The organism is Streptomyces sp. NPDC058665 (assembly GCF_042714995.1).
Taxonomy (GTDB): domain Bacteria; phylum Actinomycetota; class Actinomycetes; order Streptomycetales; family Streptomycetaceae; genus Streptomyces.
The window spans coordinates 1-16,153 of record NZ_JBHXRX010000057.1 but is presented as its reverse complement, the minus strand read 5'-3'; the positions used below and the strand labels follow the sequence as shown (position 1 = coordinate 16,153).

The window sequence follows — 16,153 nt, the reverse complement described above, 5'->3', positions numbered from 1 at the left end:
TGTCCAGCGGGGCCGGGTTAACGTCGGCGGATGAGCCTTTCGACTTCCTCCCCCGTCGAGCCCGACGCGTCGGCCCGTGGGGCGCGTACGAGTGGTGTGCAGTCCGTGGCCAGGGCCGCGCGGCTGCTCAGTGCCGTGGTCGACAGCCCCTCGGGGGCCACCTTGACCGAGTTGTCGAAGACCACCGGGCTCAATGTGAGCACCGTGCACCGGCTGTTGGCCACACTCACGGCCGAGGGGCTGCTGTGCCGTTCGCGGGAGAGCGAGCGTTTCCTGCCGGGTCCCGTACTGCTGAGGCTTGGGCGGCGGTCGCTCTCCTCCAGCGGTCTGCCCGATGTCACCGCCGTACTGAAGGAGTTGGCCGATCGCACCGGGGAGACCGCGAGTGTCGGGGTGTGCCGCGGCGACACCGTGCTGACCTTGATGAGCGTGCAGTCGGAGCAGCCGCTGCGGTACCTGGGCGAGCCGGGCCGCGCCGTACCGCTGACGGACTCCGTGATGGGGCTCGCCATCGCCGCCTTCGACCCGGACCGCGACCGGGCGCCCGCGCCCGGTACGTACGGCGGGAGCGGCGGGGACGACGACCGCGAACGCTGGTCGCAGAGTGTCGAACTGCTGGCCACCCGCTTCCGCGGCTACGCCGTCCTCGACGACACGGGCGGCAGCGGCCTCCGGGGGATCGCCGCGCCCGTGCACAGCGGATCGGCGTACATCCGGCTCGCGGTGGACATCCAGGGCCCCGCGAGCCGGATGGCGGACGACCGCCTCGGACGGCTGGGGTCCGCCGTGGTGGCCGCGGCGGAGAGTCTGCGCGGCCTGCCGGTCGCACTCGCCCTGGGCCAGCTCTGACCCGGCCCCGAGGCCCTGACCCGGCCGCCCCGGACCGGCTCCAAAGCCCGTCGATCCGCGCTCCCTTCGCTCTTTTCGCACAGTGAAACCTTCTTGCGCTGTGCGAAAAGCGGCAGTTGACGCATGATGCCGGCTGCCTTAAAGTCGTCCTCGCGATACCACGACCAGGGTGCGAAGGGAGCGGACGACGGCATGGCCTCACACGACGGCGCTCTCGTCATCTCCCGCAACCACCCGGTCTTCGATCTCCCCGAGATCGTCGCCGTCGAGCGCGGCCTGTTCGCGGACGCCGGTCTCGACGTGCGCTTCGCGGACGCAGGCACCGCCGGGGAGAGCGACGTCAGGGACCCGATCGCCCGCCGCAAGGAAGCCCTGTTCGAGGCCGAGCGGTCCGATCTGTTCAATCTCTGCGAATGGGGCGGCATCGACCGTCTGGAGCGCAACAGCCGTGGCGGGTACATCGGTTACCTCCGCCCCGCCGTCGTCGCCCAGGCACTGGTGAGCTTCGACCCCACGCTGAACGAGCCGCACGACATGAACAACGTGCCCGTCGGCGTCAACGAGTTCACGGGGTCGCACTACACCGCCCTGCATCTCCTGGAGGGCACGGTGCCCCGGGAGCAGATCAAGCTGGAGCATGTGGGCCCGCCCGCGGCGCGACTCGAATCCGCCGCGCGGGGAGAGCTGCGCGCCGTGATGCTGATGGAGCCCTTCCTCAGCCTCGCGCTGGAGCGCGGTGCCCATCTGCTCGGCTGCTACTTCTACCGGGGCGCCCAGGTCGTCGCCCCGCACCTGACGGCGGGGCGTCTCGACCTCTTCATGTCGGCGGTCAACTCCGCCGTGGATCTCATCAACGCGGACCGGCCGTCCTTCGCCGGTCATGTGGTTGAGGAGGTGGCCGGCGCGCTCGCACCCGAGCGGCTCCGCCCGGAGTACCACCGCTTCACCCACGCGACGCCCTTCACCAAGGAGCGTTTCACGGAGAGTTATGCCTGGATGAGGTCCTGGCAGCTCACCGACGGGCGCAGCGGTTACGACACTCTTCTGGCACTGAGGTGAGGGGGCGAGCCATGACGATTGAACTGGCGCACGCACCGCGCCTCACCCGGCGCTACCACCTGGACCTCTGTCTCCTCGCCGGCGGGCTGTGTCCGGGCGATCCCGGCTGTTCCGCCTCTCCCCGCTGTCCGGCGCTCTGACGCCTGGCGCTCTGACGCCTCGTACGGACCGGCGCGCACGCACGAGCCGGCTCTCCGTCCCACAGCACACACCCTTCTGAACGGGCGGCCCCGCCGCTCCCCGTCGCCGACTCTCTGTCGGGCGACAGCTGACCGTTCACTTCCGCTGCTCCGTCGGCCCACCGTCGTGCCGCCGCGCAACGCTCCAGCGCGCCGCCCCACCGCCCGCCCGGCGCGCGCTCCGCCCGCCTTCCCGCGCGGCCCATTGACCGCGACACCCTCCGAGGAGCACTCCATGCATCCCGCACACCCCTTTCCCGGGACCCTGAGCCGCCGGGGTCTGCTACGCGCCGGCGGATACGGTCTGGCCGCCGCGAGCCTCGGCCCGCTGCTCTCGGCCTGCGGGAGCGACGACTCCGGCTCCGGCGGTGGCGGTCTGTCCGCCAGGGTCGAGGACACCCAGGCGGGCACGGCCGGCGCGGTCATCAGGCCCATCAGCGAGAAGCTGCGGCTGACGGGAGACCTGAAGCTGTCGTACGTCGCGGGCACCGGGCCCGGCGATGTGCAGAACAAGCTGCTGTCCGGGGCGTTGGATGTCGCCAGCATGGGACCGATCGGAGCCGCCGTCGCGCTGGAGGCCGGGGCCGATGTCGTGATCTTCTCCGCGAGCCTGGCCAACCACGTCCGCTGGCTGGTGCCGGAGAACAGCCCGTACCGGACGATCAAGGATCTGCGCGGCAAGAAGATAGCCACCCCGCCCAAGAACAGCGACGCCTACCGCTCGACCCAACTGTCCACCGCCGTCAACGGAGTTGACTTCGAGGCGGAGTACCGGGCCCATCCGGGCGCGGTACTGGCCGGTCTGGCGCTCTTCGAGCGCGGCGACGTGGACGCCATCATCACCATCGAGCCCAACGCCACCCGGCTCGTCGCCAAGGGCGCCAGGCAGCTTTCCACCGTCACCGAACTGTGGCGTGAGGGCACCGGCTCGGACGCCCAGCTCCTGCTGAACGGCCAGGGTGGCCAGCGGAGTTGGGTGGACGGCAACAAGAAGACGGCCGCCGCCCTGGCCGCGCTGCGCCTCGAAGCCCACCACCACATCGCCGACCGCCCCGAGGTGCTCGCCGAACTGCACGCGTCGTACGGCGTTCCGGCCGCCGAGAAGAAGGCCATCGCACTGCTGCCGGAGCGGCTCGCGGGGATCTACCCGCAGGAGTGGAACGAGACCTCGTTCGCCAACCTGCGCGAGCAGTTGCGGGTCGCCGCGCGCACCGGGCTCATCAAGTCCGTTCCGGACAAGACCGTCTACCGCTCGCTGGGGTGAACCGGACGTGACATCGAATCTGCTGAAGAGTCCGCGGACGGCCGCGCCCGCCGCCGTGTCCCCGGACGACCCGCCCCGCCCGCCGCCCCCGCGCCGTGCGGGCCGTCCGGCCGCTCGCCGACTGGCCACGACCGTCCTGCCCGTCATCGCGTTCTTCGTCGTGCTCATCGGCGGCTGGCAGCTGCTCGCGCTGCGCGACGACAGTCCGCTGATGCCCCAAGTGCCGGTGATCTGGCAGGCGTTGACCGACGCGGTCACCTACCCGGTGTTCTACGAGTCGCTCGGCGTCACGATGCTGAGGGTCTCCCTGGGCTTTCTGCTCGCCTTCGCCGTGGCCGTCGTCGTGGGGATCGCGATGGGCCGGGTGGAGTTCGTGCGCCGGTTCTTCGAGCCCGCCGTGCTGATCGGCCTGACCGTCCCCGGCCTCGTCTGGGCGCTGCTGTGCGTCATGTGGTTCGGGATCTCGCTGACCAACCCGGTGGTGGCCGTCGCCCTGTCGGCGGCGCCCGCGCTGACCCTGAGCATCTATCAGGGAACGCTCGCCATGGACGGAGACCTGCGGGAGATGGCGTACGTCTACCGCTTCCCGGCCCGCTACAAGCTCCGCCACCTCTGGCTGCCCGCGCTGCGTCCGGCGCTGCTGTCCGGGGCCAGGCTCGGTCTCTCGCTGTCCTGGAAGGTGATCGTCCTGGTGGAGATGTTCGGCATGTCCAGCGGGATCGGCTATCAGCTCAACAACCAGTTCGCCGCCCAGGACGTCGCCGCCGTTCTCAGCTGGACGCTGTTGTTCGCGCTGGTCATGGGCGTGCTGGAGTACGGCGTCCTGCAAGGTCTCGAACGGCGGCTGAACCGCTGGCGGAAGGTGACCGCCGTATGAGCACGCCGAGCACCAACTCCGCGCGCGTCGTCCTCGACGGCGTGACCAAGGGCTTCACCACCGGCCGGACCGGACAGCGCGAGACCGTCTTCGAAGACTTCGGGCTGCGGGTCGAGGAGGGCGAACTCGTCGCCGTCGTCGGCGCGTCGGGCACCGGCAAGACCACCCTGCTGCATCTGGTCGCCGGGCTCGAACAGCCGGACGCGGGACGGGTGGAGACGGGCGGGAGCCAACAGGGCAGGCTGGGCGTCGTCTTCCAGCAGCCCCGGCTGCTCGACTGGGTCTCCGTACGCCGCAACGTCGAACTGGCCCTGCGCAGCGCGGGTCTCGACCCGGCCGGGGCTGGGCCCGCCCTGGCGGCCGTCGGACTCGCCGACCACGCGGACCGCTATCCGTCCGTGCTCTCCGGCGGGCAGCGCCAACGGGCCGCCGTGGCACGCGCGTTCGCGGTGGAGCCGGAACTGGTACTGCTCGACGAGCCGTTCAGCGCGCTGGACCAGCTGACCGCGCGCCGGCTGCGGCTGCTGCTCCAGGACCTGTGGACCGCGAGACCCCGGACGGGACTGCTGGTCACCCACAACCCGCTGGAGGCCGCCTTCCTGGCCGACCGGGTGATCGTGCTGGACGGCAGGCCCGCCGTGATCCGCGAGGAGTTCACCGTCGGCCTGCCCCGCCCCCGGCTGCCCGAGGACCGCGCCGTCTTCGATCTCCACAGCAAGATCCTCGCCGCGCTGGGCTGACCGCCCGCGCCCCACTGTCACAGGACCCGCCCCGGGTCCTGCCCACCGAGACGAAAGGTGTCCGTCATGGCACCCAGGAAAAAGATCACCATGGAGACGCTCTCCCTGGTCTTCTCCCTCCCGCAGCTCGTCGCCCAGCAGGAGGGCTACTACGAGGAGGAGGGGCTGGACGTCGACTTCGTGCCCAAGGGGTACGAGGCCGCCGTCACCTTCCTCGACGACCACGAACTGGTCAGCGCCTTCGGCACCGTGCGCTCCAACTTCGAGAGCGGCGACGCCTCGCTGTACCGCGCCTGCGAGTGGGGGCAGATCCGCCGCTCGCACGACACCGAGGTCGGCGGCCGGGTCGTCGGCAAGCGGGCGGCGGTCGGCAGCCAGGCCATCTTCGTACGGCCCGACTCCCCGGCCGTGCACCCGCAGGACCTGGCCGGTGAAGCGGTCGCGGTGAACTTCCACCACGGCTCGCACTATCTCGCGCTCCAGGCCCTGGAGGGCTTCCTGCCGCGTGAGGAGATCAAGGTCGTGCATGTCGGCGGGCCGCAGCAGCGGTTCGAGGCGCTGCGCGACGGGCGGGTGCCGGCCGCCGCGCTGATGGAGCCGTGGATCACCGTGGCGCAGAAGCAGGGGTACCAGCTCCTCACCGAGGCGTTCTACGTCGGCTCGGAGATCGCTTCCCCCGAGGTCGACGCGGACACCTACGACGCGCTGAACCGCGCCGTGGTCAAGGCCGTGCACAAGCTGAACGAGGACCCGTTCCCGTACCTGCACCACCTCATCGGCGAGGTCCCGGCGGAGATCGACCCGGATCTGAAGCCGTCGGACTTCGCGCGGTGGCGCCTGCGGTTCGTGGAGCCTTCGCCGTACCCGCAGGGGCAGTTCCAGCGGACCTTCGACTGGATGCGGAGCTGGGACCTGATCAAGGAGGACGGCTCCTCGTACAACACGCTGGTCGACAATCTGCTGCCGGCCTGACCCGGGAGACGGGCTCCGGGGGCGCGGGCCCGCGACGCGCGGGGGCCGTACGGCGCTGGAACCGCCGTACGGCCCCCGCGGGTCTGCGCGCATCCTCCCATCCCTCCCCGCCGTCCCATCCCGCCCTTGCTTCTCGCCCGCTCCCTTCCCGCTCCTCTCCCGACAGGGGTCCGACTGTGCGTGACCTACGGGTGTGGCCCCTGTACGTGGGCGGGTTCCTCGGCCCCTACGGCAGCACGATGGTCACGCCGATCGTCCACGAGGTCGCCGCCGGGCTGGACAGCACACCCGGGCTCGCGGCCGGCGCCGTCACCGCCTACATGCTCCCGTTCGCCGCGCTGATGCTGGTCAGCGGCACGCTGGCGGAGCGGTGGGGGCGGGGACGGGTGATGCGTGTGGCGCTCGCCGGGTTCGTGGTGGCGACGGTGCTGTGCGCCGTGGCTCCGACGATGGATCTCTTCCTGACCGCCCGCGCGCTCCAGGGCGCGGCCAACGCCTTCACCACCCCGCTGCTGGTCGCCGCCATCTCCGACCTCGTCGGCGGGGCGCGGCTGGGCCGTGCCCTCAGTTGGTTCGCCGCAGCGCAGGCGGCCGGGCAGGGGATGAGCCCGCTGTTCAGCGGGATGGGCGCGGCGGTGCACTGGCGGCTGGCGTTCGTGGTGCCGGGGCTGTGCGGACTGCTGCTGGTGTGCTTCCCCCCGTCGGCCTCGGCCACCCGGCGGGTCGCCACCGCGCCCGCCTCGTGGCGGTCCCTGGCCAACCGGCGTCTGCTGCTGGCCTGTTCGGTGTCGTTCCTCTGCTATCTCGCGTCGGTGGGGCTGACCGTGATGCTCGTGCTCCGCGCGCGGGACCGGTTCGGTCTCGGTCCGGTGGAGACCGGGCTGCTCAGCTCGGCCTTCGGGCTGGCCGGTATCTGCGCGGCGCCCTTGGCGGGCCGTCTGCTCGCCGGGAAGGGGCCGCATCTCTCCGGCATCGCGTCCAACGCGGCGCTCGTCACCGGGCTGGTGACCGCGGCTTTCGCGACCGGCCTGCCGGTGCTCCTGACGGGCGTGGCGCTGGTCGGCGCGGCGGTGACGGGCCTGCGCTCGGTCACCAACACGCTGGCGGTGACCAGCGCACCCGACAACAGGGGCGGCGCCGCGTCCCTCGCCCTGTCGGCCCAGTTCTTCGGAGGAGCCGCGGCGGCGCCGGTGTGGCTGCCGATGTACCACGCTTACGGGGACCTCGGGTTCGCGGCGGCGGCGGGCGCGCCGCTGGTGGCGCTGGCCGTACTCGTCATATCGGCACGGAGCGTGTCCGGGGCGGCCCGGCCGGGTCCTGGCGGTCCGTGAAGGGTCTCTGGCCGGGGGATTCGGCGGCGGGTAGCGTGGGCGAAATGAAGATCCTCATCAGCGCCGACATGGAGGGCGCCACCGGGGTGACCTGGCCGGCCGACGTCCTGCCGGGGACGCCGCAGTGGGAGCGCTGCCGCGCGCTGTTCACCTCGGACGTGAACGCCGCCGTCCTCGGTTTCTTCGACGGGGGCGCCGACGAGGTGCTGATCAACGAGGCGCACTGGACCATGCGCAACCTGCTCCTCGAAGAGCTGGACGAGCGCGCCCAGATGCTCACCGGCCGTCACAAGTCGCTGAGCATGGTGGAGGGCGTCCAGCACGGCGACGTCGACGCGATCGCGTTCGTCGGCTACCACACGGGTGCGGGCACCGAAGGCGTCCTCGCGCACACCTATCTCGCCAACTCCATCACCGGAGTCTGGCTCAACGGCGCCCGCGCGAGCGAGGGCCTGCTCAACGCGCAGGTCGTCGCCGAGTACGGCGTCCCCGTCGTCCTCGTCACCGGTGACGATCTGACCTGCGCGGACGCCGACGGGTACGCGGCGGGCGCCCGCAAGGTCGCCGTCAAGGACCATGTCTCGCGGTACGCCGCGGTCTGCCGTACCCCCGCGCGTACCGCCGCCGCCATCCGTGCGGCGGCCAAGGAGGCCACCGCGCTGGCCGTACGGTACGAACCGGTCGCCGTCGGCCCCTACACCGTCGAGCTGGAGTTCGACGCCGAGCATCTCGCCGCCGCCTCCACCGTCGTCCCCGGAGTGGTGCGCGCGGGTGAACGGCGGGTCGCGTACACGAGCGGGACCATGTACGAGGGCATTCGCACCTTCAAGGCGGTCACCACGATCGTCTCGGCCGCGGTGGAGGAGCAGTATGGCTGACATGACGCAGGAGAACGCGAGTACGGACCGGGCGGAGCCCATCGACATGGTGGCGCTGGACGAGGCGGTGTCGTTCACCTCCGACCTCATCCGTATCGACACCACCAACCGGGGCGGCGGCGACTGCCGGGAGCGCCCCGCAGCCGAGTACGTCGCCGAGCGGCTGGCCGCCGCAGGACTGGAGCCCGCGCTCCTCGAACGGACCACCGGCCGCACCAACGTCGTCGCACGCATCCCGGGCACCGACCCGACAGCCGACGCGCTCCTGGTCCACGGCCATCTGGACGTCGTACCCGCCGAACCCGCCGACTGGTCCGTGCACCCCTTCTCCGGCGAGGTCAGGGACGGCGTCGTATGGGGTCGCGGGGCCGTCGACATGAAGAACATGGACGCGATGGTGCTCGCCGTCGTCCGCGCCTGGGCCCGCGCCGGCGTCCGGCCGCGCCGGGACATCGTGATCGCGTACACCGCCGACGAGGAGGCCAGCGCGATCGACGGCTCCGGCTTCCTCGCCGACCACCACCCGGAGCTCTTCGAGGGCTGTACGGAGGGCATCAGCGAGTCAGGGGCCTTCACCTTCCACGCCGGGCCCGGCATGACGCTCTACCCCGTCGCGGCGGGCGAACGCGGCACCGCCTGGCTCAAGCTCACCGCACACGGCAGGGCGGGCCACGGCTCCAAGGTCAACCGCGCCAACGCGGTCAGCAGGCTCGCGGCGGCCGTCGCCCGCATCGGCCACCACGAATGGCCGCTCAGGCTCACCCCGACCGTCCGTGCCGCCCTCAAGGAGCTGGCCGCCCTCCATGGATTCGACGCCGACGTCGAGTCCGAGCACTTCGACCCCGACGCACTGCTCGCCAAGCTCGGCCCCGCGGCGGCGCTGGTCGAGGCGACCGTGCGCAACAGCGCCAACCCGACGGTCCTGGAAGCCGGTTACAAGGTCAATGTGATCCCCGGTCAGGCCGTCGCGTATGTGGACGGCCGGATGCTGCCGGGCGGCGAGGACGAATTCCGCACCACGATGGACGAGTTGACCGGACCCGACGTGGAGTGGGAGTTCCACCACCGCGAGGTGCCCCTCCAGGCGCCGGTCGACTCACCGACGTACGCCAAACTCCGCGCGGCCGTCGAGCGGTTCGACCCGGCCGGGCACGTCGTGCCGTACTGCATGTCGGGCGGCACCGACGCCAAGCAGTTCTCCCGGCTCGGTATCACCGGCTACGGCTTCTCGCCGCTGAAGCTGCCCCCCGGCTTCGACTACCAGGCCCTCTTCCACGGCGTCGACGAACGGGTCCCGGTGGACGCCCTGCACTTCGGGGTCCGCGTTCTCGACCACTATCTCCAGACCGCGTAGGGGAGTTGGGCATGCAGCGGATCGCGCCGTACGGATCATGGCCGTCACCGGTCGACGCCGCGCTGGCCGCCTCGCACGACGGGCGGCCGGAGTACGTCGGCACCGTCGGCGACGAGGTGTGGTGGACGGAACCCCGGCCCACGGAGGAAGGCCGGCGCGTCCTCGTACGCCGCCGGTCCGACGGCCGAGAGGAATCGGTCCTGCCCGCCCCCTGGAACGTCCGCACCAGGGTCATCGAGTACGGCGGCAGGCCCTGGGACGGGGTAGTACGGGACGACGGCTCCACGCTCATCGTCTTCGCGCACCTCCCGGACCAGCGGCTCTACGCCTACGAGCCGGACGGCGACGGGCCGCCGCGCCCGCTCACCCCCGCCCCCGCACCGGACGGCCGGCGGACCGGCACCCAGCGCTGGGCCGATCCGCACCTGCGGCTCGACACCGGCCATGTCTGGTGCGTGCTGGAGGAGTTCACCGGCGAGTCGCCCACCGACGTACGCCGCGTCATCGCCTCCGTACCGCTGGACGGCTCGGCCGCCGACGACCGCGCGGCGGTGACCGAACTCTCCGACGGCCGGCACCGCTTCGTCACCGGACCCCGGCTGTCACCGGACGGCCTGCATGTCGCCTGGATCGCCTGGGACCACCCCCGAATGCCCTGGGACGGCACGGAGTTGCTGCTCGCCGACACCGCCGGTACGGACGCCGTCACCGGGGTCCGTACCGTAGCGGGAGGCCCCGAGGAGGCCGTCGTACAGGCCGACTGGGCGTCCGACGGCTCCCTTCTGTACGTCTCCGACCCCGGCGACTGGTGGCAGCTGCACCAGCTGCGGATCGACGCGTCGGCCCCGGGCGGCGTCACCGCGCCCACCCGGCTGAGCCCGGCCGTGGACGAGGAGTTCGGCGGACCGCTGTGGAAGATCGGCCTCCAGTGGTTCCGGCCGATGGGGGACGGGCTTTTAGGCGGCGGCCACCGCCACGGCGCCCCCCCGCGCCGCCACCCCGCCCCCCCACCCCCCCCACACCCCCCCCCCCGACCGCCCCCCCCCCCCCCCCCCCCCCCCCCCCCCCCCCCCCCCCCAACACAACCCCACGCCCCCCCCCCCGCGCGCGTGTCGTTCTCGGTGGGTTGCGGCGCCGCGCTTTGGAGCGTCCCCCTCTAGAGGCGCCGCCCTATGGCCGCCGCCTGCAGCGCCGCCGCCCACGGCAAGGGCGCCACCGCGCTCGGCATCCTCGACCCCGAGACCGGCCAACTCGCCGACGCGGCGGGGCCCTGGACCGAATGGGCCGCCACCCTCGCCGTCCGGGGCACCCGCGTGATCGGCGTCGGCGCGAGCCCGCGCAGCGCGTACGAGATCGTGGAGCTGGACACCGCCACCGGGCGGGCCCGGGTCATCGGCTCGGCGCACGACGACCCGGTCGACCCCGTGTACTACCCCGAGCCGCAGATCCGTACGTTCACCGGCCCCGGCGACCGGGAGATCCACGCCCACATCTACCCGCCGCACAGCCCCGACCACAGCGCGCCCGCCCAGGAGTTGCCCCCGTACGTCGTATGGGCGCACGGCGGGCCCACCAGCCATGCCCCGCTCGTACTCGACCTGGAGATCGCCTACTTCACCTCGCGCGGCATCGGTGTCGCCGAGGTCAACTACGGCGGCTCCACCGGCTACGGACGCGCCTACCGCGAACGGCTGCGTGAACAGTGGGGTGTTGTCGACGTCGAGGACTGCGCGGCCGTCGCGCGCGCCCTCGCCGACGAGGGCACCGCCGATGCCGAGCGGCTCGCGATCAGGGGCGGCAGCGCGGGCGGCTGGACCAGCGCCGCGTCGCTCACCTCCACCGACGTCTACGCGTGCGGCACCGTCATCTACCCGATCCTCGACCTGTCGACCTGGGTCTCCGACGGGACGCACGACTTCGAGTCGCGGTATCTGGAGTCGCTCGTCGGTCCCTTCGCCGACGTACCGGGCCGCTACCGCGAACGCTCGCCGATCAACCACGTCGACCGGATCACCGCGCCGTTCCTGCTGCTCCAGGGGCTGGACGACGTGATCTGCCCGCCGGTCCAGTGCGAACGCTTCCTCGCCCAACTGGCCGGGCGCGACGTCCCGCACGCGTACCTCACCTTCGAGGGGGAGGGCCACGGCTTCCGCAGGGCGGACACGATGGTCCGCGCGCTGGAGGCCGAACTGTCCCTGTACGCCCGGACGTTCGGGATCAGCCGCCCCGACGTCCCGGTGCTGGAGCTGAGGAAGTGACGCCCGCGTCCCCCGGCTCTTCCGTGGGCCCGTTGGTGCGCCCGCCCCGGCTGCGGCCCGGCGCGAAGGTCGCCGTCGTCGCACCCAGCGGCCCCGTGCCCGCCGACCGGATCGAAGCGGGCCTGGACATCCTGCGCGGCTGGGGCCTGGACCCCGTCGTGGCACCCCATGTCCTGGACCTGCACCAGGAGTTGGACTATCTCGCGGGATCGGACGAGGCGCGCGCCCGCGACCTCCAGGACGCCTGGTGCGACCCCACGGTCTCGGCCGTCCTGTGCGCACGCGGCGGCTACGGCGCCCAGCGCATGGCCGACCTGCTCGACTGGGACGCCGTACGCGCGGCGCCCCCGAAGGTCTTCGTCGGCTACAGCGACATCACCGCGCTGCACGAGGCGTTCGCCGTACGCGCGGGAGTCTCCACCCTGCACGGTCCGATGGTCGCCGCCCTGACCTTCCTCAAGGACCCGGCCACCCAGGAGTCGCTGCGCGCGACGCTCCTCGAACCGGAGACGGTCCGGACCATCGGCCTGGACACGGCGGGCGCGCTCGTTCCCGGCCGGGCCCACGGCGTCACCCTCGGCGGCTGCGTCAGCCTGCTCGCCGCCGACCTCGGCACCCCGCACGCGCGCCCGTCCGCCGCCGGCGGCCTGCTGCTGATCGAGGACATCGAGGAGGAGCCGTACCGGCTGGACCGGATCCTCACCCAACTCCTGCGCTCCGGCTGGCTGGACGGGGTCGCCGGGGTCGCGCTCGGCTCCTGGGCGGGCTGCGGCCCGTACGAGGCGGTCCGGACCCTGATGCTCGACCGCCTCGGCGGTCTCGGCGTCCCGGTGGCGGAGGAACTGGGCTTCGGCCACGGCCCGACGAACCTGACGGTGCCGCTGGGCGTGCCGGCGGTCCTGGACGCGTCGGACGGCGGGGCCACGCTCACGCTGGACGTGCCGGCGCTGGCGAACTAGGCCGGCGCGATGGCTGACGGGCCCACGGACCAGGTCGTGTCTTCGAAGTAGCGCCGTCCGCCTGCCAGGCGCCGCGGGCCAGGCGGGACTTCGAAGACACGGCCTAGCACCCAGCACGGGGATGAACTGCGGGCTGTCGGCGGACTGTCCCGCGGTCAGTCGCCGTCGCGGTTGAGGGTGCCGGCGATGCGTTCGGCGATGGCTTGCCGGAGGTCGGGGTCGAGACGTTCGGCTGTGAGGGATTCGTACAGCCACAGTCCGTCGGCGGCCAGGCGGGCGATGAACCGGTCGAGCGCGGCGGGGTCGTCGATGGCTGGGGCGGGAGGCGGTGCCCAGCGTTCGATCACCGCGTCCCAGGGGGCGGCGTGTTCGGCGGTCGTCGCTCCTTCCAGCATGAACAGCAACTCGGCGCGGGTGGCGCTCTGGGTCGCGACGCGGGTGTAGGCGGTGAGCCGTTCGGCGGCGGTGGCTTCGGTCGCGGGCTTTCCCGCCGCCGCGGTCATGCCCGCTTCCCACTGATCGGCGAGATGCTGGTGGATGGCCTGCACGAGGTCGTCGCGGGAGGCGAAGTGGTAGAGGAGACCGCCCTTCGTCAGGTCGGCCTCGGCGGCGACGGAGTCGAAGGTGACGCTCTTGACGCCCTCGCGCTCCACGACGCGGGCGGCCGCTTCAAGGATCTGGGTTCGTTTGCTGGTCCGCATGGTTGCTCCCGGTCCGGTCAGTGGTGTGCTGGGACTGCGGCGGCGTGCGCGGCGGCGGTCAGGGCTGATCCGGGCCCGTGACGGCGCAGGAGCAGACCCGTGGCGATCGCGCCGACGGCCATCACGGCGGTGACCACGACCATCACGACGAAGTACGCGTTGTCGAACGCGTTGGAGGCCGCGGTGATCAGCGAGGGATTGTCCTTGCCCAGCGCGAGCGCGGCGTCGAGACTGTCGCGCGCCCGGTCCGGCACCCCGGCGGGCAGGTCGATGGTCGTGCTGTAGACGGCGGTCAGGAGACTGCCGAGAAGCGCGACCGCGATGAGGCTGCCGAACTCGTAGGAGACCTCCTCGATGGAGGAAGCCATGCCGGCCCGGCGGGCCGGGACGTTGCCCATGATCGCGCTGGAGGCGACGGACATTGCCGCCCCGAGCCCGGCGCCGGTGATCAGCAACCCGGTCACCAGCAGTTCCATGCTCGTGTTGAAGCTGACCAGAACCACCGCGGCGCCGGCCGTGCTGAGGGCGAGACCGCCCGCGACGATGGGCAGCAGACCGACCTTGTGCAGAACGGCACCGCCGACCATGGCCGTCGGCAGTGACCCCAAGGCGAGGGCGGCGACCAGCAGCCCCGCGCGCAGCGGGGTGAAGCCTTCCACGAGCTGGAAGCGCTGGGTGGTGACCAACTGGATACCGGCGATGGCGAACATGGACAGCCCGGCGGCCAGGACGCCGGCGAGGAACGCCTGGTTGCGGAAGATCGCGAAGTCCAGCAGCGGGTAAGGCAGGCGGCGCTGCCGCCTGGCGAACGCCCACCCGCCCACTGCCGCCGCGAGGACGGCGGTGGCCATGACGAGGGGGGCGGGGGTGGTCTTCGCGGTCTCCTTGATCGCGATCACCAGGCCGACCAGGGCGACGAGCGCGAGCAGCGAGGAGATCAGATCCCAGCGCTTGGAGGGATCGGCGTCGTTGGAGGGCGCGAGGACCAGCGTGGCGATGATCGCGGCGATGACGACGGGGACGTTGATGAGGAAGACCGACCCCCACCAGAAGCTGTTGAGCAGGATGCCGCTGACGATCGGGCCCAGCCCGCTGCCCACGATCGCCAGGCTTCCCCAGACGGCGATGGCGACGTTGCGCTCACGTTCGTCCTCGAACGTGACACGGATCAGGGCCAGGGTCGCGGGCATCATCGCCGCCGCCCCCACCGCCAGGAACGCCCGCGCCGCGATCAGCGCCTCCGGGTTCGACGAGAACGCGGCGGCCAGCGAGGCGGCCCCGAAGACCACCAGCCCGATCAGGAACATCCGCCGGTGCCCCACCCGGTCCCCCAGTGTCCCGCTGCCCAGCAGCAGCCCGGCCATCACCACCGGATAGGCGTTGATGATCCACAAGCTCTCCGAACTGCTCGCGCCGAGATCCTCCACCAGCGTGGGCAACGCCGCGTACAGGATGGAATTGTCCAGCGTGATCAACAGCAGCCCCGCACTCACCACCGTGAGCAGCAGCCAGCGCCGCTTCGTGCTCAGAACCATCTCCGCGTGCCTCTCAGGCAGACCGTCACGACCCCATAACTGTACCTTACGAAAGGTATAGTTATGAAACTGTACTCACGGCAACGGATCGCTGACGTGGGCTTTTCTGCGCTCCGCGGCGCGACCTGCCAGAACGCCACGAACCGTGGCAGACGACATACGAGCGCTTCGCGCGCCGCAAAGCGGAGGGCACCTGGGCGCACTCGGCAGATGGCCAGGTACTGGGTCGGCCACGAGGGGGCCTGGCTCCCACCCTTCTGGCCGCCCTGCGGGTACCACGGGCCAAAGTGGGGCGACCATGGCAGCGGCCCCATCAAAGGCCGGCGGCCTGCCACCATCGCAGCCACACCGCACTCGGAGGCAAGCCCCCATCACCCGCGTCAACAACCCTGCGAGCCAATACACCTAGAGCGTGTCTCCTTGATTCCAGAGCTGGGGGCGTCGTGCGAGAGTGATGGAATGTCGAACCTTGGCGATGGCTTCCGCTGTATGAGGGCCTCGCTCGCGCTGAAGCTTCTGCCTTTGCTGCGTGTCGTGAGACGAACGCGCCCGCCTTGGAGCACGCCTTGGCGGAGAAGGCCACGCTCTGCGGCATCCGCAAGGGACAGGTGACGGTGTATCGGCACCTGTTCGTCGCAAGAGGGGCAAGGCGGTGTTCGGAGTGCAGGGCAAAGGCAAGTGCGGCTGGCGCCGTTGCCCCGAGGTGAGTCAGGTCGCACCCTTGTTAGGTGTGCCCCGGGCGTGGGCGCATCCAGATCAAGATGGCGGCGAGATGGAGTGCGGCTCGGTAGGCAATGGCCGGCTTGTCACTTCGCATGGCAAGACCGCGCCACTGCTTGAGCCGGTTGATGCACCGTTCAACGGTGTTGTGCTGCTTGTATACGTCTGCGTCGAAGCCGGGCGGACAGCCTCCGGCACGGCCTCGTCGTAGACGATGTCCCATCTGGTCGGCGGGCTGAGGAATGACTGCGCGGACTCCGCGATGACGAAGATGCCCACGGATTGCGCGGGAGGAGTATGCGCGATCCGCGAGGACCGCATCCGGTCGGGTTCTCGGCCGTCCTGCTCCAGTCCTGGGGACACGGATCTTGGCCATGACTGCCTAGTACTCCAGTTGCACTTCTCCATTTGTCCTGGTCACAGGGCCTTTCCGGAGTCTAGTTTGCTGACGCTGTGTCAGGGTGGCGGTGGTTCGTG

General features: G+C 71.4%; 13 protein-coding genes and 4 pseudogenes. 14 read left to right on the top strand and 3 right to left on the bottom strand.

What is annotated here, in order from left to right; genetic code table 11:
• Nucleotides 1-30: 30 nt before the first annotated feature.
• The 13 genes and pseudogenes from ACFWV8_RS29530 (at nt 31) to ACFWV8_RS29470 (ending at nt 12,720) form a co-directional block, all read left to right on the top strand.
• Entirely contained in the window at nt 31-849 is an 819-nt protein-coding gene (locus ACFWV8_RS29530) for an IclR family transcriptional regulator (RefSeq protein ID WP_329379311.1), read from the top strand.
• A gap of 192 nt (nt 850-1,041) precedes the next feature.
• Complete coding sequence (locus ACFWV8_RS29525; RefSeq protein ID WP_329379308.1) at nt 1,042-1,908, top strand: nitrate ABC transporter substrate-binding protein; 867 nt, start codon at nt 1,042-1,044, stop codon at nt 1,906-1,908.
• Between the two features lie 11 nt (nt 1,909-1,919).
• Nucleotides 1,920-2,048: a hypothetical protein gene (locus tag ACFWV8_RS29520; protein ID WP_329379306.1), complete on the top strand. Its 129-nt coding sequence runs from the start codon at nt 1,920-1,922 to the stop codon at nt 2,046-2,048.
• Nucleotides 2,049-2,322: 274 nt separating this feature from the next.
• On the top strand, nt 2,323-3,351 hold the full coding sequence (locus ACFWV8_RS29515) for an ABC transporter substrate-binding protein (RefSeq protein WP_384210554.1): 1,029 nt from the start codon (nt 2,323-2,325) through the stop codon (nt 3,349-3,351).
• A gap of 7 nt (nt 3,352-3,358) precedes the next feature.
• Complete coding sequence (locus ACFWV8_RS29510) at nt 3,359-4,228, top strand: ABC transporter permease (RefSeq protein ID WP_384210548.1); 870 nt, start codon at nt 3,359-3,361, stop codon at nt 4,226-4,228.
• Complete coding sequence (locus tag ACFWV8_RS29505) at nt 4,225-4,968, top strand: ABC transporter ATP-binding protein (protein ID WP_384210544.1); 744 nt, start codon at nt 4,225-4,227, stop codon at nt 4,966-4,968. The genes ACFWV8_RS29510 and ACFWV8_RS29505 overlap by 4 nt, the downstream gene beginning before the upstream one ends.
• Nucleotides 4,969-5,034: 66 nt before the next feature.
• On the top strand, nt 5,035-5,940 hold the full coding sequence (locus tag ACFWV8_RS29500) for an ABC transporter substrate-binding protein (protein ID WP_384210541.1): 906 nt from the start codon (nt 5,035-5,037) through the stop codon (nt 5,938-5,940).
• A gap of 176 nt (nt 5,941-6,116) precedes the next feature.
• Entirely contained in the window at nt 6,117-7,271 is a 1,155-nt protein-coding gene (locus tag ACFWV8_RS29495; RefSeq protein WP_384210538.1) for an MFS transporter, read from the top strand.
• Between the two features lie 44 nt (nt 7,272-7,315).
• Entirely contained in the window at nt 7,316-8,149 is an 834-nt protein-coding gene (locus ACFWV8_RS29490; protein ID WP_329379293.1) for a M55 family metallopeptidase, read from the top strand.
• 1 nt (nt 8,150) lies between these two features.
• Nucleotides 8,151-9,503 (top strand): M20/M25/M40 family metallo-hydrolase, encoded by a 1,353-nt coding sequence (locus ACFWV8_RS29485; RefSeq protein ID WP_384210674.1) that lies wholly within the window; start codon nt 8,151-8,153, stop codon nt 9,501-9,503.
• Between the two features lie 11 nt (nt 9,504-9,514).
• Nucleotides 9,515-10,462 (top strand): annotated as a pseudogene (locus tag ACFWV8_RS29480) (LpqB family beta-propeller domain-containing protein); the annotation flags it as partial.
• Nucleotides 10,463-10,693: 231 nt separating this feature from the next.
• Nucleotides 10,694-11,761 (top strand): annotated as a pseudogene (locus ACFWV8_RS29475) (S9 family peptidase); the annotation flags it as partial.
• Entirely contained in the window at nt 11,758-12,720 is a 963-nt protein-coding gene (locus tag ACFWV8_RS29470) for an LD-carboxypeptidase (protein WP_384210535.1), read from the top strand. The pseudogene ACFWV8_RS29475 and the gene ACFWV8_RS29470, both read left to right, overlap by 4 nt.
• A gap of 155 nt (nt 12,721-12,875) precedes the next feature.
• On the opposite strand, the gene ACFWV8_RS29465 is transcribed toward ACFWV8_RS29470, so the two are convergent.
• Both ACFWV8_RS29465 and ACFWV8_RS29460 read right to left on the bottom strand, forming a co-directional pair.
• The gene (locus ACFWV8_RS29465; RefSeq protein WP_384210532.1) at nt 12,876-13,421 is read right to left on the bottom strand and encodes a TetR/AcrR family transcriptional regulator; all 546 of its coding nucleotides are present in this window, start codon (nt 13,419-13,421) and stop codon (nt 12,876-12,878) included.
• A gap of 17 nt (nt 13,422-13,438) precedes the next feature.
• On the bottom strand, nt 13,439-14,956 hold the full coding sequence (locus ACFWV8_RS29460; RefSeq protein ID WP_384210527.1) for an MFS transporter: 1,518 nt from the start codon (nt 14,954-14,956) through the stop codon (nt 13,439-13,441).
• 110 nt (nt 14,957-15,066) lie between these two features.
• Here ACFWV8_RS29460 and ACFWV8_RS29455 point away from each other — a divergent pair.
• A pseudogene (locus tag ACFWV8_RS29455) lies at nt 15,067-15,267 on the top strand (hypothetical protein); the annotation flags it as partial.
• Between the two features lie 413 nt (nt 15,268-15,680).
• Here ACFWV8_RS29455 and ACFWV8_RS29450 read toward each other — a convergent pair.
• A pseudogene (locus ACFWV8_RS29450) lies at nt 15,681-16,055 on the bottom strand (transposase); the annotation flags it as partial.
• Between the last annotated feature and the right edge of the window lie 98 nt (nt 16,056-16,153).

Bases quoted from the DNA above. Each gene is read 5' to 3' on its own strand.
- ACFWV8_RS29500 (WP_384210541.1), top strand. From the start codon at position 5,035: ATGGCACCCAGGAAAAAGATCACCATGGAGACGCTCTCCCTGGTCTTC.
- ACFWV8_RS29515 (WP_384210554.1), top strand. From the start codon at position 2,323: ATGCATCCCGCACACCCCTTTCCCGGGACCCTGAGCCGCCGGGGTCTG.
- ACFWV8_RS29520 (WP_329379306.1), top strand. From the start codon at position 1,920: ATGACGATTGAACTGGCGCACGCACCGCGCCTCACCCGGCGCTACCAC.
- ACFWV8_RS29505 (WP_384210544.1), top strand. From the start codon at position 4,225: ATGAGCACGCCGAGCACCAACTCCGCGCGCGTCGTCCTCGACGGCGTG.
- ACFWV8_RS29530 (WP_329379311.1), top strand. From the start codon at position 31: ATGAGCCTTTCGACTTCCTCCCCCGTCGAGCCCGACGCGTCGGCCCGT.
- ACFWV8_RS29460 (WP_384210527.1), bottom strand. From the start codon at position 14,956: ATGGTTCTGAGCACGAAGCGGCGCTGGCTGCTGCTCACGGTGGTGAGT.
- ACFWV8_RS29525 (WP_329379308.1), top strand. From the start codon at position 1,042: ATGGCCTCACACGACGGCGCTCTCGTCATCTCCCGCAACCACCCGGTC.
- ACFWV8_RS29485 (WP_384210674.1), top strand. From the start codon at position 8,151: ATGACGCAGGAGAACGCGAGTACGGACCGGGCGGAGCCCATCGACATG.
- ACFWV8_RS29490 (WP_329379293.1), top strand. From the start codon at position 7,316: ATGAAGATCCTCATCAGCGCCGACATGGAGGGCGCCACCGGGGTGACC.
- ACFWV8_RS29465 (WP_384210532.1), bottom strand. From the start codon at position 13,421: ATGCGGACCAGCAAACGAACCCAGATCCTTGAAGCGGCCGCCCGCGTC.